We start from the raw sequence: 15051 nt of genomic DNA, 5'->3' as shown, positions 1-15051 counted from the left end.
TTATCGGATACTGTAAACGATGGTCTGTGTGTGCCCCAAGACGGGTTTGAGGAAATGGAAGAAGCCGAATGCGCTACCCGGATCGGCAGGAATGTTCGGGAGACGAACGACGACGGCAAGTCGTTTACCCCGAATCTCAGTCTGCACCGCTTCCGGAAGCGGGTCGACTACAGAAGGCGTCGACTTCGTTATCGCCTTCACCGAGAGATTCACTCCCTTTTTCTGCCACGCGGGCAGGAGGAAAAGCAAATCTCCATCCGTGCGCATAAGAAGGCTGTCGATGCCGGTGGTGGCATCTAAGCCCATCATCAAGGCGGAGAGTTCGCGGTGGCGGCGCAGGGCAGAATGTAAAGCAGCTCCGCGAACGTTGACGAAGAGACCCATCAATGCCTGGTTCGGCATCCTTGCAGGGGCTTCTTTGCCAATGGGACGATAGAGCGAGGGAACCGATTGCAGGACTTTGGCTGCGTTTTCGTCTGTGCCGCAGAGCCGACTCTCCACGCTAAGCACATCGCCACGAGTGCGCAGCGTAGCGGTGAGCAGCAGTTGCGAGGGATCAAGGCTCTCAGGAAGACCGAGCCGATAGGGTTGTGCGATGCTGGGGGGAAGGGCACTGAGCCGAGCTGCCAAAGCTATGGGAGCGTTGATGGTATCGAGTTGACCGAAGAGTGGCATATCCTTGATACTTCGCCCATCGCCGGTCTCGAGCCAACCGGCCATTCGTCGTTGCAGATCAGACTGTGAAAGAGCAGGAACCGGCCCTGCCACGAGCACTGCTTCGCTGCTGAATCCTACGGCCCAAAGACTTCCAACGACGTAAAACTCTGCCTCGCGCCGCGTTCTGCTCTTGGTGCAGAAGCCCCGTTGCACGAGCGAGTCGAGCGTTTGCCGCAGTCGATCTGCATCGCTCACCCGAGCACAGAGACCCATATTCCCGTCGTTCGTAACAAAAAGATAAATCTTACTGGAAAAGTCGATGCCACACTGTGCTACATCTTTCGTTCGAAGCCAATCCTGAAGCAACGGCTTCAGATCCAGTCCGTCTTGCCGGGTGGCATCGATGGCGATGAGCGTGTGACTGTTTTTAGGAATAGCATCGACGTAATCGGTCTTGGAGCATGAAGACAAAACCAAAGCTATCCATACAAATATGCCTACAATCTTTTTGATCATTCTTTTTTCTTTCGCGTTTGTTCTTCGCGCCGGCGCGAAGGCCTATCTTCTTTCTCTTCTATGCTTCGCACCGGCGCGAAGACTCATTTTTCTTGTTTTCTACGTTTCGCGCCAGAGCGAAAGCCTGTTCTTTTCCTATTTTGTTCTTCGCGCAGAAGCGAAAGCTTGTTTTCTTCCTATTCTACGTTTCGCGCCGGCGCGAAGGCCTATTGTTCTTATTTTCTGCGTTTCGCGCCAGAGCGAAGCTTATTTTCTCCGTGCCAGTTGTGCCATCATCACGGCGGAGAGGGCAGCCGTTTCGGTGCGAAGTCGACTCGAACCCAACGTAACGGACTCGAATCCGCATTCGATAGCCTCGTTGACCTCGGATCGTGAGAAGTCTCCCTCGGGACCGATGAGCAGCGTCACGTCTGTCCCTTCGTCAGCGCGGGCGAGCCGGGTGAAGAGATCTTGCCGCGCCACTTCGTCGTAGCAATGGGCGATGAACCGGCTACCGACATGTGCACGGCGAAGGAATTGGGAAAAGCTCTCCATGCCGTTCACCTGTGGCTTCCAGGCTTTTCTACTTTGTTTCATGGCCGAGATGACGATACGTTCGATGCGGTCGGTTTTGAGTTGATGGCGTTCGGAGAAAGCGCAGTCGAGAAAAGAGAACTCGTCTACACCTATTTCGGTAGCTTTTTCCACCATCCATTCCACGCGATCGGCCATCTTCGTAGGAGCCATTGCCAGGTGGATATGTCCGTTCCAAGACTTCTGTTGCGGCCGCTGTTCTTCGATTTCATACCGGCATCTGCCTTTCGACACAAGCGTGAGGCAAGCCCGATAGAAGCTACCCCGTCCGTCGATGAGATGGATTTCGTCGCCACTCTCCAGTCGCAACACTCTGGCGGCATGCACGGCCTCGTCGGCGGGCAACTCTCCCGAAAGCGGTTCGGGGGCATAGAAAAAGCGAATCTCTTTCATTTCTATCTCACCTCGTCTCTCTTGGGCCTGAAAATCAGGGCGAAGGCCACGCCCACCACCAGGGCATATCCGGCAAAGATGTACCAACAAGTCTGCCAGTCGGTTGTTCCCCCAGAGCTATAGCGGTTCACCACGGCCTGTGCGCCGAGCGTTCCAAGGGTTGCACCCACACCGTTGGTCATCAGCATGAAGAGCCCTTGCGCGCTGGAGCGCATCTGCACGTCGGTGGAACGGTCGACGAAAAGCGAACCGGAGATATTGAAAAAGTCGAACGCCACGCCATAGACCAACATCGACAGCACAAAGAGCCATACGCCGTTGCCGGGATTACCCAGACCGAACAGTCCGAAACGCAACACCCAAGCGAACATCGCAATGAGCATCACGTTCTTGATGCCATAGCGTTTCATGAAGAAAGGGATGAGCAGAATACAACACGTCTCGCTGATTTGCGAAAGCGAAATCAAAATATTGGCGTGTTGAACGCCGAAGGTATCGGCATATTCGGGGATGTTTTCAAAGCTCGTGATAAAGGGATTGGCAAAGCCGTTGGTGATTTGCAGACTCACGCCCAGCAGCATCGAGAAGAAGAAGAAGATAGCCATCTTCCGCTCTTTGAGGAGTGAAAAGGCCCGTAAACCCAACTGTTCGCTCAGACTTCTCCGACTGTCTGCCTGCGCCGTTGGACAGGCGGGAAGCGTAAAAGTATAGAGAAACAACAACACGCTGCACACACCCGAGACGACAAACTGCTTTTCGTTGGGTTGGAATCCCATCAAGTCGACCAACCACATCATGCAGATAAAGCCAATCGTTCCGAAGACGCGAATAGGCGGAAAATCCTTCACCGTGTCCATTCCTGCCTGCGAGAGCGCGGTGTAAGCCACCGAATTGCTCAACGCCAACGTGGGCATGTAGAAGGCTACGCTCAAACTGTAGAGCGGAAAAATCCGTTGCGCGTCGGCAATAGCTTCCGTTCCACCTGCTCCCATCGCCCGAAATCCATAGTAGGCCGTGGCAAACATGAAACCGGCCGCCACCAAATGGCACAATCCAAGCAAACGTTGCGCAGGAATCCAACGGTCGGCAACAATGCCCATAAGGGCCGGCATAAAGATAGAAACAACCCCCTGCATGGCGTAAAACCAACCGATCTGGTCGGCCATCCCCATTTTTACGAGATAGGTTCCCATAGAAGTGAGATAGGCTCCCCAAACGGCGAATTCGAGGAAGTTCATCAACGATAAGCGTATTTTCAGATTCATGATTTTAATTATTTGCCACAAAGTTACTTATTATAATCGAAACCCGAATCAAGGTGGTCGGCTTTTTCTACCGACCACAAGGCGGAACGGCCTGCCTACTCCTCGTTTCGCCGTCTCTTCCTGTCCCCAAACGTGGGAGAGAAAATCCTCTCTGCGCCTCCCAAATGCCTCTGTCGAAAAATCGCTCTCCCTGCGTCTCTCCACCAAAGGAAAACCTCTTGGAAGCATCTCTCTATCTGCCTGAACATCAAGAGTTCGCCACTTCGCTTCTTACTCCTTTTCTCCTTACTACTCATTCTCTTAGCTTTTGCTCTGCGTTTGCTTAGCTTTTGGCATGCATTTTCTTAGTTTTTAGGATGCAAAAGCTAAGGTTTTGAAAAGAGAGCCGTATCTTTGCATCATCCTCGTCCCCAACCTCTACCGTCAGAACTCCATACAAGTCCACTCGCTCCGCACTTTCCGATCCACAACTTTCCCGTCGAAATACAAAACAACAGCCATCCCTATCTACTTCAAAAAATGAAAGACTTTGCAGCCATTGATTTCGAAACCGCCAACTACGAGCGCAGCAGCATCTGCTCCGTAGGACTGGTCGTCGTTCGGAACGGCCTCGTTGCCGACACGTTCTACTCGCTTATTCTGCCCGAACCCAATTATTATACCTACCGCTGCACCCAGATTCACGGACTCACACAGGCCGATACAGCCTCCGCACCCGTGTTCTGCGAGGTATGGCGACAGATAGAACCCCTCATCAAGGGTCTGCCGCTCGTGGCGCACAACAGTCGGTTCGACGAGAGTTGTCTGCGCGCCGCGTTCCGTGTCTATCAGATGGATGACCCTGCTTACCCCTTCTTCGACACCCTCGCCGCCGCCCGTCGTGCTCTCCCCCATCTGCCTAATCATCAACTTCACACCGTTGCCGCCGCTTGCGGCTATCAGTTGGCCCACCATCACCACGCGCTGGCCGACGCAGAAGCCTGCGCCGCCATTGCATTGGAGATATTATAATCGAACGGCTTTGTAAAAAATCCTAAGAAGAGCCTATCTATGGCGAACAACTTGAATATCAACCTTCTTTACAACAATCTTCCAACACAATGAAATATATCAACGAAACCATCCGTCGGCGCGACCGTCTCCTGGACGAAGAGCGCGCCATCCAACTTCTGCAAACCGCCGAATACGGCATTCTCTCGATGATTGACGAAGACGGAATGCCCTATGCCATCCCCGTGAACCACGTTTGGAATGGGCGCGACAGCATCTATATCCACTGTGCTCCCGAGGGAAAAAAGCTGCGGGCCATCGCCCATTGCCCCAACGTAACGTTCTGCATCGTGGGCCGGGTGAACCTGTTGCCCGGCAAATTCACCACCGAGTATGAGAGCGTTCTTTTCTTTGGTAAGGCCCACACTTCACTCCCCGAGGAGGAACGCATGAACGCCCTGCACCTGCTCATCGACAAACTCTCGCCCAACTTCAAAGCTCTCGGCGACCAATACGCCCGAAAGTCGTTCCACCGCACCGAAATCATCCGCGTCGACTTCACCGCTTTCTCGGGCAAACAAAAACGTCTACCAAGTCCTTAACCCCCAGCCTTCCCTCTTCAGTCTCTCGCTTTCATGCCTTCAAAAGAAGGGGGGAGAAAAGACGCTTCGTGCTTCTTTTCTCCCCCCCTTTGCTTTTCTCGGCAGAAAACAGCGGTTATGGTGTTCCGCCTTTCTTTTTCTTCTCTTTCTTTTCTACCATCGAGGCCACTTTCTTAAACTCCAGTTTGTTGGCCAACACGCGGTTGCGAGCACCATGCGACCCAGCTTTCTCCGTTTCGGGTTGAAACAGGATGCGGGTGTTCTTCACATTTTTCGCCACATCAAAGTCTTTCTCCGTAGCAGCCGGCAACGTACTTACCGCCACTTTCAGCGCGCCCAGTCCGTCGAGTTTCACCCGATAGCCATCCGACAACAGATCGCTCACCACCTCGGCCGTCTCGGTAAGCACGGCCAGCACGTCGCTCTTTTTCGAGCCCGAGTTGCGCTGAACAATTTCTGCAATGTCGTTCAAGTCTTTCGTTCCCACGGTTTTGGCCCGGGCATACCATTGGCCTTTAAACTTACTGTTCTTGCGATTGTCTTGATACAATACTAAGAATATGGACATAATCTTTAAAATTTAAGGGTTGATAAATGGATTGATAAACTCTAATATATCGATCGGAACGAAAGCCGCTCTTTAAGTTCTGCCCCATCGAAAAGCCTTTTTTGCCGTTCGAGAAACGCACCGTGCCTCGGCCCTTGGCGCTCTTCTTTTCGACGAGAAACAGTCTTTCAACATCGTCTTTCTAATCCGTTGATATTCAATGTGCTACAAATGGGTTTTCAAAACACGGTCTTTTGACGGTCAAAAGACCGTGTTTTGACTTTCAATAAGCCATGTTTTGACCCTCAAAAGACCATCTTTTGAAAATCAAGAAGCCATCTCCCGTTTTTTGTGGGTCGATATTGCTATCGCCCCACACGGATGTTTCACTCTTCTGCCCATGGCGAATAATTCGTCATCGAGGCCGGTCGACTCATACCAAATGCCGAGTCTTCGTCCTCGAATTCCTCTTCAAAATAGCCGCCTTTAGCATCGCCACCGCCACTGGACGACCCATTGTTGACGGGCAGCGAAATAGTTTCTAACAGGTTTTCCGGCTGCATCGGGATCACTTTTATCCGCGGTGTGCTATAGATTTCTTTTACTCTCATCATTCTTAGGGTTAGAATTTATAAAACTTCTTGCCATTCTTCACATATATTTCGCCGCTGGGCAGCGCATCGATGTCCGTGCCCATCAGTTTGCCATCAAGTGTATAAATGGGGCTGTCGCCTTGCTCCACTTCGTTTTCCACGGCTGTGTCGATACCCGTTGTAGAGTCTTCATCGTCCAGCACAATAGCAAATCCTTTTGCAGGTGCAGCCCCGGTGGTGCGCATATAGGCACGGAACGAATGGATATAGCCGTTAGGATTGTCGGTGCGGATGGGTCGCCACTCATTGTTAATCAGATTATACGCTTTCATACCCGCTGCCGTGGCATTATCGATATTCTCGGTTGTCCCGCCGAAATAGAATCCTTGCCCATTCACATCTTGCACTTCGGTAGAGGCGATACTCGGCGTTACGGGCACTTGCACGTTCACGTCCATTCCAAATTGTTTGCTTGTAGATCCATCAGTAATCCTTATCAAATAGGGCTTATTGGCCTGGAGTTGTGTTCCGCCGTCGCCTATAGAAACAAAACGGAAGTGAGTAATCCCTCCATGTACGGTTTTTGCTTGTAAGGTATAAGCGCGCATACCATCGGGAAGCGTAGCGGGATAGGGTAAATAGAGCGTTTGGCAAATTGCATTATAAAACCCCCTGTCATAAGTGGCAGTGGCTGCAGTGAAAGGGTATTGTATGGGGTACTCGCACCCGTCATTGTGGTTACCTGAGCCATCATATACCCTAAACTTATTACAAAGATTTCCTCTCACAATGTTTATATCGTCAGGATTGATTGATGCTGTGGATGGTAGATATACCATAGTGGAAACAGAGGTTCCCAAATTATTATAACTCGCAATAAAACCTGGTGGAAAGTTTACTCCTACCATGTCGACATACGCTAAATAAGTACCTGAAAGACTGTTTTTTTCAATATTAATCAAGTTTGTTCCATTCTCAAACTTTATTGCTTTCAAGTTTGTGCCGGTTGTATTCGCGAAAGCATACTCGCCGAGGCTTGTAAGCGTTTTCGGTAATTCTAATACTCCTTCTAAGCCTGTGCATCCGCTAAAGGCCCAGTCACCAATCATGGTTATCTTGGGTAGTGACATCATAGTAAGCCCCTTGCAGTTAGAAAATGCCTGTTCCCCTATGGACATCGCTTTTGGCAATTCCAGTTTGCCGGTTAAGCCCATGCAGTTTATAAATGCGTAATTACCAATGGTGGTAACATTAGGTAAATACAGTGTACCGGTCATTTTTTTACATTGAGAAAATGCGTTTTTACCAATAGTTGTAACCGATGTGGGAATACTAAGTGTAGTTGCCTCCCCATAATTGGAAAAGGCATTGTCATTTATTTTTGTTACCGTGTAATGAGTTCCGCCATGCACAATATCATTGGGAATATTAAGTGCACTCGAAAAGACTGTTTTCCCTAACACCTCACCTGTAATAGTTGCTGTCTTTGGCGAACCTTCTAATTTGTACTTCCACGTCACGCCATTGGCGGTATAAGTTCCGGATTGCGTCCAGGCCTGGTTGGCAAACAGGATGCAAAGAAATAAAAGGAGGAAAATCTTTTTCGTCATAACTTGTCTTGATTTTAAATGAAACTTTATAAAACTCTATTTTTTAATGTTTGCTATCAGAGGGAATCGAGGCTTTGCTCTCGATATTTTTGAGAAACACGGTGAGGGGCAGCCACACCAAAAAGCCTGCAAGGAGATTCGCAGAGAATCCCTTTGCAGGCTATGGTTGCGCTCGCTTCACGCGCGCGTAGGAAAAAGCAAAAAAGTGTTACACCACTAATAGGTGCACATATTGTGTGTGTGTGTGTGTGTGTGTGTGTGTGTGTGTGTGTGTGTGTGTGTGTGTGTGTGTGTGTGTGTGTTAGCAAATTATTTGGAACTACCAAATAATTGAGGAATAAATTTGCAGAGAAATTCATTTTTCTCTGCAAGGGCTGCTGCTGATATGTCACACGACTTTGTTTCACGGCGGCAAAGGTAATACTTCTTTTGGAAATAGGCAAGCAAAGGGATGCGAATTTATTCCTGCCGCACTCTTAGAATGATGCTCGTGGCACCGATGGTGAAGAGGGAACCGTCATTGAGCAGGCGACGTTCGCGATGGCCAAGAATCTCGTTATCTACAAAAGTACCGGTATAACTGGGCCCGTCGCTTAAGACATATTTAAGCCGTCCGTTCTTATCGCGGCTCACCTCGATGGTGCAATGAGTGATGTCGATACTGGGATCGTTGGTCTCGATGGGGCAGTTGACACCGCTATTTTTCATGTAACGCCCGATGACATTACGCCCCATGCGCAGGGGCAGCACCTGTTTGTAGTGGAATACGTTCTCGATGACGGTCAGTGTGCCGCAATTGTCGGCGGCGCATTCTGCCTCGGGGTTTTCTTCTTTGCGCCTGTTGTGCAGTTTGGAGACGCCGATGCGAATGCCAAACTCCTTGCCACAGTCGGGACATTGGAAAAAGAGCGACTGCCCTTCTTCGTATCGGGTTTCATCAAAAGTGATGTAATGATTGCACTTCGGGCATCTCACGCGCTTCATAAGCCAATGGGTCTTAAAGGGAACAGACGAGATTAACGAACGTGCATCACCCAACAGTCTTTCAAGTCTTCGTCTGAACGTAGACGAAGAAAAGCACTGTCGGCCTCGTGCTTGGTGGCATAATGCCCGTAAATCACTTTGACGCTCTTACCTCGGAGCAACACTTCCGCCTCGCGATGACCTTTGTCTTGGAGCGATTGAGCGAAGAGTTGTGCGTTTCGTCGCGTAATTTTGCTGGCCAGCACCAAACAGAAGAAAGATCTACTGCTATCCGTTGCCTGCACCACGGCCTTTGTTGCGACAGTTTTTCCTTGGGGACGAACCTTTGCTTTGTGATCGATTCGGATGTTGGACACGCTTTCATGGCCCAGCACCATCTCCTTCGGCAGAACGTGCATCAGCAATCCGGTGTCTACCATGCTTTGTCTCATGTTTCCGTTTCCACCGTCGGTCACCACCGATGGGAAGAGAAAGAGCACCAAAACGGCAATGCAGGCGGCCACCGCGTTGCGAAGCCAACTGACGGGAATCACCAGATGTTCTTTCGTTTGAGCCTCTGCGACCTCTGTCGAGGGTGTGTCCTGCACCTCGGCCATTTCCTTTCCGGCAGGGCGAAGAGACTTTTGCAGAGCGGGCATTTCTTCCGATTCCGTGGTCTCGCACTGGATATACGGTCGCATTTCCAACGAGTTGAGACCATATAGCTCGGGTGTAAGAATGCCAGCCTCGCAGGGTTCGAAAGTATAGTTATCGTCATCGCCATAGAAGAGAACGCCCAAATCGTTGAGTTCATACCGGCCCTCGTTCTTCAAATGTTGTTTGAGTTCTTCCACCTCTTCGGCAATTCGCGCAACAGCTTCGGGATAACTAATGTCGTAGGCTTCGACATAAGATTGCGCCAGCAGCGAGTCGTTGAGGCGCAGTTGGCGATTGAACCCCAGCGTTCTTAGCGGTGGCAGGAACGCACCATCCCTGTCATCGTATGCAGACTCTACGTGATGAGCCATTAACCCGCCGAAGTCGGGGATGATGACACAGTCGTTGTCTAACAATAAAATCTCTATATGTCTGTGTAGTTCAATCACGAGTGCAAAGGTAGCATTTTTTCGGGACAACTCAAACGGCCCTTATGCCAAATTATAGGAAATATTTGCTCAAAGGGAAGTCCTAAAAACAGGATGCGATTACACCTTATTATATATATAACCTCTCACGTTCTGCTTTCTCCTCTCTTGCTCGAAAACGACAGCGCACCTGCATCCAGACGATGGATGCAGGTGCGCTTGAAATCTATTGGAGTTGCCTCTCGCTTAATAGCTGCGGGCAATGATGACGCGATGTTTGGCCGGTTTGCCGCTCACCATGTCGACACCCGCGGTCTGTTCCACGCCAAACGGAACGCAACGAATCGTAGCCTGCGTCTCTTCTTTGATTTTTGCCTCGGTCTCCTCTGTGCCATCCCAGTGGCAGAGAAAGAATCCGCCGTTTTTGATACGCTCTTTGAACTCCTCGTAGTTATCGCATTCATAGATGTGTTCATCGCGATACGTCAGTGCTTTGCGGAAGATGTTCTCCTGAATGTCGTCGAGCAGAGCGACGATACGCTCGAAGAGTCCGTCGAACGTCACCGTTTCCTTTTCCAATGTGTCGCGTCGCATGATTTCGACGGTATTGTTTTCCAAGTCGCGTCCGCCCATTACGATGCGCACGGGCACGCCTTTGAGTTCGTAGTCGGCATATTTGAAGCCCGGACGTTTGTTATCCGAGTCGTCGTATTTCACCGTTACGCCCGCCTTCTTCAACTGTTCCATCACCGGTTGCAGCTTGTCATTGATGGCCTGCATCTGTTCGTCGCCCCGACCGATAGGAATCATCACCACCTGAATAGGCGCCAACCTCGGCGGAAGCACCAAACCGTTGTCGTCAGAGTGGGTCATGATGAGCGCACCGATGAGTCGGGTGCTCACGCCCCAGCTTGTAGCCCAAACGTATTCGGGCTTATTCTCCTTGTTGAGGAACGTCACATCGAACGATTTGGCGAAGTTCTGCCCCAGGAAGTGGCTTGTTCCGCTTTGCAGAGCCTTTCCGTCTTGCATCATCGCCTCGATGGTATAAGTGTCGAGCGCACCTGCAAAGCGTTCGGTTTCGCTCTTCACGCCGCGCACCACAGGCACAGCCATCCACTGTTCAGCAAAGTCGGCATAGACGTGCAGCATCTTCCGGGCTTCCTCTTCGGCCTCTTCACGGGTGGCATGAGCCGTATGGCCCTCCTGCCACAGAAATTCCGAGGTGCGCAGGAACGGTCGTGTGCGCATCTCCCATCGCATCACGTTGCACCATTGGTTGCACATCAGTGGCAGATCGCGCCACGACTGAATCCAGTTCTTATAGGTATTCCAGATAATCGTTTCCGAAGTAGGGCGGATAATGAGTTCTTCTTCCAGGCGTGCCGATGGATCTACCACCACGCCATTGCCCTCTTCGTCGGCCTTGAGGCGGTAGTGCGTCACCACGGCGCACTCTTTGGCAAATCCCTTCACATGCTCGGCCTCGCGCGAGAGGAACGATTTCGGAATCAGTAGCGGGAAGTAAGCATTCTGCACACCCGTCTCTTTGAACATCGAGTCGAGCTGACGTTGCATCTTCTCCCATATCGCATACCCGTAGGGCTTGATGACCATACAGCCCCTCACGGCAGATTGCTCTGCCAAATCGGCCTTTACCACCAAATCGTTGAACCACTGACTGTAATTGTCAGCACGCTTCGTTAGGTCTTTCAGTTCTTTTGCCATTGTCTTTTTCGTTTGTTAATTCGGCTTGCAAAGGTAATCTAAAATGCTTAAAGGGCAAAATCTGCGCTCCATATTTCAGGTTCTGTGCCGGCATGCGTGCTGCATCGGCACGTCTATCGGGGCGAGACTCTTCCCTCTCTTTCTCCTCTCACTCCTTGCTACTTCCCTCCTTACGACCTCATCTCTTAGCTTTTGCATTGCATTTTCTTAGCTTTCGCACTTCATTTTCTTAGCTTTTGCAAGGCGTTTTCTTAGCTTTTGCAAAGTTCCTGATAGATAGATGTAAACGGAGATACCGACATACTCGTTAAATTACACTAAATCAGGATTCTCTCCTCTTCCTCTCCATCCCTCTTTTATTACTTTTGCAGCCGAATGTCATCTGCCCTTTCTTTCAACCATCTGCCATGCTACCCTCTCCTATCGCCCCTTACAGAAGAACTGATACAAACCCAAATAGAATGAGACCTCTAAGATTACTATGCCTCACTGGCGTGCTGTTTTGGGCCGGAACCAACTGGGCCGCCCAAGCAAAAAAGCGAATGCCAACCGCACAACACACGTTTGCCATCGCAGACGGAAGCTTCCTTTACGACGGAAAACCCACACAGATTTACTCGGGCGAGTTGCATTACGCCCGCGTTCCTGCACCTTACTGGCAGCATCGCATGCAGATGATGAAAGCCATGGGACTGAACGCGGTGGCAACTTATGTGTTTTGGAATCATCACGAGACATCGCCCGGGGTGTGGGATTGGAAAACGGGCAACCGAAACCTGCGCCAATTCGTTCAAACGGCAGCCCGTGAGGGACTGATGGTTATCCTCCGGCCCGGTCCCTACTGCTGTGCCGAGTGGGAATTTGGCGGCTATCCCTGGTGGTTGCAAAAGACAAAAGGCCTTGTGATTCGCACCGACAATCAGCCCTTTCTCGACTCCTGCCGGGTGTACATCGGCCAACTGGCCTCGCAATTGCGCGACTTGCAAATCACTCACGGCGGTCCTATCGTCATGGTACAGGCCGAAAACGAATTCGGTTCTTATGTAGCCCAGCGCAAAGACATTCCGCTGGAAACCCATCGCACCTATAGTGCCAAGATACGTCAGCAACTGTTAGATGCCGGTTTCGACGTTCCGATGTTTACATCGGATGGCAGTTGGCTCTTCCAAGGCGGAACGATAGAGGGGGCTTTACCCACGGCCAATGGCGAAAGCGATGTGGCTCAACTCAAAAAGGTGGTCAACGAATATCACGAGGGCAAAGGCCCCTACATGGTAGCTGAGTTCTACCCCGGTTGGCTCTCGCATTGGGCCGAGCCTTTCCCCAAAGTGAGTACGGAAACGGTGGTGAAGCAGACACAGAAATATCTCGAAAACGGTGTGAGCTTCAATTATTATATGGTGCATGGCGGAACCAATTTCGGTTTCACCTCAGGGGCCAACTACAGCAATGCCACTAACATTCAGCCCGATCTCACCTCTTACGACTACGATGCACCCATCAGCGAAGCCGGATGGAGCACGCCCAAATATGACGCTTTGCGTGCACTCATCTCTCGACATGTGTCTGCTCCCATTCCTCCTGTCCCTGCACGCATCCCGGTAATTGCCATTCCCGACATCAAACTCGATAAGACGGTCGACCTCTTCCGCCTGATGGGTTCCTCTACGCCTGTGGAAAACGACACGCCACTCACTTTCGAAGATCTCGGACAGGGACATGGCTACGTGCTCTATCGCCGTCATTTCAATCAACCAATCAGCGGAATGCTCCGCGTTCCCGGTCTGGCCGATTATGCCTTGGTCTACGTCAACGGAGAGAAAGTGGGCGAACTCAATCGCCTCACCTCCACCGATAGTCTCGAAATCAACGTTCCTTTCAACGGCGTCCTCGACCTTCTCGTCGAGAATTTAGGACGCATCAACTACGGAGCTCGCATCACACAAAACTTGAAAGGCATCACCAGTCCTGTCTCCATTAATGGAAACGAACTCACGGGGAACTGGACAATGTATCGTCTACCCATGGACGAGATGCCCGATTTGGATGCTCAGCCTGCCAGTTATACCGCCGGTCTGCCCGTTCTTTACAGCGGTACGTTCCAGCTTTCCACTCTCGGCGACACCTTTCTCGACATGGAACATTGGGGTAAAGGCATCGTCTTTGTCAACGGCATCAACTTGGGTCGCTATTGGAAGGTGGGTCCACAACAAACGCTCTACCTGCCAGGCTGTTTTCTAAGGAAAGGACTCAACCGGATTGTCGTGTTCGAACAGCAGAACGATGAGAAGAAAACATCGCTCTCAAGCCTCACTACACCGGTGCTCAACAAACTGAAATGAGAAAATAAGGGTAAGAAACGAAGGGAAAGCAAGCGTCATAAGAAATAAGAATGAAGCATCGCAATGGGGTCGGAAAGACAGTTTTTGGCTGTCTTTCAACTATTTTGCTATGTGGAGATTACACTTTTTAAAGTAAACAGATCAACGTTTTCATATTTATTATTACCTTTGCACCATATTTAGCTGAATACAATCATTATATATCATAACGTTATATGTCTTTTATTTTATTTATTACCGTCCTGATAACGGCTGTCCTTTTGGTTGTGGCGGCATTTGCCATAGCCAAGGCAATAGGGCCTCGGTCGTACAATGCGGTGAAAGGTGAGCCCTTCGAGAGTGGTATCCCGACGCGCGGTTCCTCGTGGATTCCCGTGCACATCGGTTACTATCTCTTCGCCATCCTTTTCCTCATGTTCGACGTAGAGACCGTATTCCTCTATCCCTGGGCAGTAGTTGTCAAGCAGTTTGGAGCTTTGGCTCTGGCGAGCATTGGTTTCTTTTTGGTGGTACTTGTATTTGGCCTGGCCTATGCTTGGCGGAAAGGAGCATTGGAATGGAAGTGAAACAACCCCATATCAAGAGTATTCCCTACGCGGAATTTAAAGACAACGACACGCTCGAACAAATCATGAACGAACTACACGAAGGTGGCGTGAACGTTGTTGTTGGCTCGCTAGACCAAGCCATCAACTGGGGACGCAGCAATTCGCTGTGGTCGCTTACCTTCGCAACGAGCTGTTGCGGTATCGAGTTCATGTCGGTGGGATGCGCCCGCTACGACTTCGCCCGCTTTGGCTTTGAAGTAACACGCAACTCGCCACGTCAGGCAGACCTCATCATGTGCGCAGGAACCATCACCAACAAGATGGCGCCCGTTATGAAACGCCTATACGACGAGATGGCCGACCCGAAATACGTTATCGCCGTTGGCGGATGCGCCATCAGCGGTGGACCTTTCAAGTCGAGCTACCACGTGGTACGCGGCATTGAAGAGATTGTTCCCGTAGACGTTTTCATTCCTGGGTGTCCTCCAAGACCAGAGGCCATTCTCTACGGAATGATGCAGCTGCAACGTAAAGTGAAGGTTGAGAAATTCTTTGGCGGAGCAAACCGCAAGGAAAAGAAGCCCATGGTTATCATGGATGTTCCAAAGGATTTCGATAAAGACAAGGAATGAGACGCTA

14 protein-coding genes are annotated in these 15051 nt (G+C 50.6%); 5 read left to right on the top strand and 9 right to left on the bottom strand.

Annotated features, from left to right (window positions below):
• From J5A66_RS04615 to J5A66_RS04605, 3 genes are all read right to left on the bottom strand, one after another.
• Entirely contained in the window at positions 1 to 1173 is a 1173-nt protein-coding gene (locus J5A66_RS04615) for a DUF4836 family protein (RefSeq protein ID WP_211791293.1), read from the bottom strand.
• A 246-nt stretch (positions 1174 to 1419) separates the two neighbouring features.
• Positions 1420 to 2139 (bottom strand): 16S rRNA (uracil(1498)-N(3))-methyltransferase, encoded by a 720-nt coding sequence (locus J5A66_RS04610; protein WP_211791292.1) that lies wholly within the window; start codon positions 2137 to 2139, stop codon positions 1420 to 1422.
• 2 nt (positions 2140 to 2141) lie between these two features.
• The gene (locus tag J5A66_RS04605) at positions 2142 to 3404 is read right to left on the bottom strand and encodes a nucleoside permease (protein WP_211791291.1); all 1263 of its coding nucleotides are present in this window, start codon (positions 3402 to 3404) and stop codon (positions 2142 to 2144) included.
• Positions 3405 to 3923: 519 nt separating this feature from the next.
• Between J5A66_RS04605 and J5A66_RS04600 the strand changes: the two genes are divergently transcribed.
• Together J5A66_RS04600 and J5A66_RS04595 are read left to right on the top strand one after the other, a co-directional pair.
• Positions 3924 to 4415, top strand: coding sequence for a 3'-5' exonuclease (locus tag J5A66_RS04600; RefSeq protein ID WP_211791290.1), 492 nt, complete (start codon positions 3924 to 3926; stop codon positions 4413 to 4415).
• Between the two features lie 89 nt (positions 4416 to 4504).
• Entirely contained in the window at positions 4505 to 4996 is a 492-nt protein-coding gene (locus tag J5A66_RS04595; protein WP_211791289.1) for a pyridoxamine 5'-phosphate oxidase family protein, read from the top strand.
• Between the two features lie 115 nt (positions 4997 to 5111).
• Here J5A66_RS04595 and J5A66_RS04590 read toward each other — a convergent pair whose 3' ends face one another.
• The 6 genes from J5A66_RS04590 to proS form a co-directional block, all read right to left on the bottom strand.
• On the bottom strand, positions 5112 to 5564 hold the full coding sequence (locus J5A66_RS04590; RefSeq protein ID WP_211791288.1) for an HU family DNA-binding protein: 453 nt from the start codon (positions 5562 to 5564) through the stop codon (positions 5112 to 5114).
• A gap of 365 nt (positions 5565 to 5929) precedes the next feature.
• Complete coding sequence (locus tag J5A66_RS04585) at positions 5930 to 6157, bottom strand: hypothetical protein (protein ID WP_249110034.1); 228 nt, start codon at positions 6155 to 6157, stop codon at positions 5930 to 5932.
• Positions 6158 to 6165: 8 nt separating this feature from the next.
• Complete coding sequence (locus J5A66_RS04580) at positions 6166 to 7746, bottom strand: leucine-rich repeat domain-containing protein (protein WP_211791287.1); 1581 nt, start codon at positions 7744 to 7746, stop codon at positions 6166 to 6168.
• A 459-nt stretch (positions 7747 to 8205) separates the two neighbouring features.
• Positions 8206 to 8730 carry an FHA domain-containing protein gene (locus J5A66_RS04575; RefSeq protein ID WP_211791286.1) on the bottom strand — a complete coding sequence of 175 codons (525 nt, stop codon included), beginning with the start codon at positions 8728 to 8730 and terminating at the stop codon, positions 8206 to 8208.
• 32 nt (positions 8731 to 8762) lie between these two features.
• Complete coding sequence (locus J5A66_RS04570; RefSeq protein WP_249110033.1) at positions 8763 to 9845, bottom strand: SPOR domain-containing protein; 1083 nt, start codon at positions 9843 to 9845, stop codon at positions 8763 to 8765.
• A 195-nt stretch (positions 9846 to 10040) separates the two neighbouring features.
• Complete coding sequence (proS, locus tag J5A66_RS04565) at positions 10041 to 11522, bottom strand: proline--tRNA ligase (RefSeq protein WP_211791285.1); 1482 nt, start codon at positions 11520 to 11522, stop codon at positions 10041 to 10043.
• Positions 11523 to 11983: 461 nt separating this feature from the next.
• On the opposite strand from proS, the gene J5A66_RS04560 reads away from it, so the two are divergent.
• The 3 genes from J5A66_RS04560 (at position 11984) to J5A66_RS04550 (ending at position 15044) form a co-directional block, all read left to right on the top strand.
• Positions 11984 to 13864 carry a beta-galactosidase gene (locus J5A66_RS04560; RefSeq protein WP_211791284.1) on the top strand — a complete coding sequence of 627 codons (1881 nt, stop codon included), beginning with the start codon at positions 11984 to 11986 and terminating at the stop codon, positions 13862 to 13864.
• Between the two features lie 215 nt (positions 13865 to 14079).
• A complete protein-coding gene (locus tag J5A66_RS04555; RefSeq protein ID WP_009230141.1) occupies positions 14080 to 14430 on the top strand; it encodes an NADH-quinone oxidoreductase subunit A in 351 nt (116 codons plus the stop codon).
• Entirely contained in the window at positions 14421 to 15044 is a 624-nt protein-coding gene (locus J5A66_RS04550) for an NADH-quinone oxidoreductase subunit B (RefSeq protein WP_009235973.1), read from the top strand. Before J5A66_RS04555 ends, J5A66_RS04550 begins: the two co-directional genes overlap by 10 nt.
• Positions 15045 to 15051 lie beyond the last annotated feature (7 nt).

Origin of the sequence: Prevotella sp. oral taxon 475, from assembly GCF_018127805.1 — a bacterium.
GTDB lineage: Bacteria > Bacteroidota > Bacteroidia > Bacteroidales > Bacteroidaceae > Prevotella.
This window is presented reverse-complemented; position numbering and strand designations above follow the sequence as displayed.

Bases quoted from the DNA above. Each gene is read 5' to 3' on its own strand.
- J5A66_RS04615 (WP_211791293.1), bottom strand. From the start codon at position 1,173: ATGATCAAAAAGATTGTAGGCATATTTGTATGGATAGCTTTGGTTTTG.
- J5A66_RS04610 (WP_211791292.1), bottom strand. From the start codon at position 2,139: ATGAAAGAGATTCGCTTTTTCTATGCCCCCGAACCGCTTTCGGGAGAG.
- J5A66_RS04605 (WP_211791291.1), bottom strand. From the start codon at position 3,404: ATGAATCTGAAAATACGCTTATCGTTGATGAACTTCCTCGAATTCGCC.
- J5A66_RS04600 (WP_211791290.1), top strand. From the start codon at position 3,924: ATGAAAGACTTTGCAGCCATTGATTTCGAAACCGCCAACTACGAGCGC.
- J5A66_RS04595 (WP_211791289.1), top strand. From the start codon at position 4,505: ATGAAATATATCAACGAAACCATCCGTCGGCGCGACCGTCTCCTGGAC.
- J5A66_RS04590 (WP_211791288.1), bottom strand. From the start codon at position 5,564: ATGTCCATATTCTTAGTATTGTATCAAGACAATCGCAAGAACAGTAAG.
- J5A66_RS04585 (WP_249110034.1), bottom strand. From the start codon at position 6,157: ATGATGAGAGTAAAAGAAATCTATAGCACACCGCGGATAAAAGTGATC.
- J5A66_RS04580 (WP_211791287.1), bottom strand. From the start codon at position 7,746: ATGACGAAAAAGATTTTCCTCCTTTTATTTCTTTGCATCCTGTTTGCC.
- J5A66_RS04575 (WP_211791286.1), bottom strand. From the start codon at position 8,730: ATGAAGCGCGTGAGATGCCCGAAGTGCAATCATTACATCACTTTTGAT.
- proS (WP_211791285.1), bottom strand. From the start codon at position 11,522: ATGGCAAAAGAACTGAAAGACCTAACGAAGCGTGCTGACAATTACAGT.
- J5A66_RS04560 (WP_211791284.1), top strand. From the start codon at position 11,984: ATGAGACCTCTAAGATTACTATGCCTCACTGGCGTGCTGTTTTGGGCC.
- J5A66_RS04555 (WP_009230141.1), top strand. From the start codon at position 14,080: ATGTCTTTTATTTTATTTATTACCGTCCTGATAACGGCTGTCCTTTTG.
- J5A66_RS04550 (WP_009235973.1), top strand. From the start codon at position 14,421: ATGGAAGTGAAACAACCCCATATCAAGAGTATTCCCTACGCGGAATTT.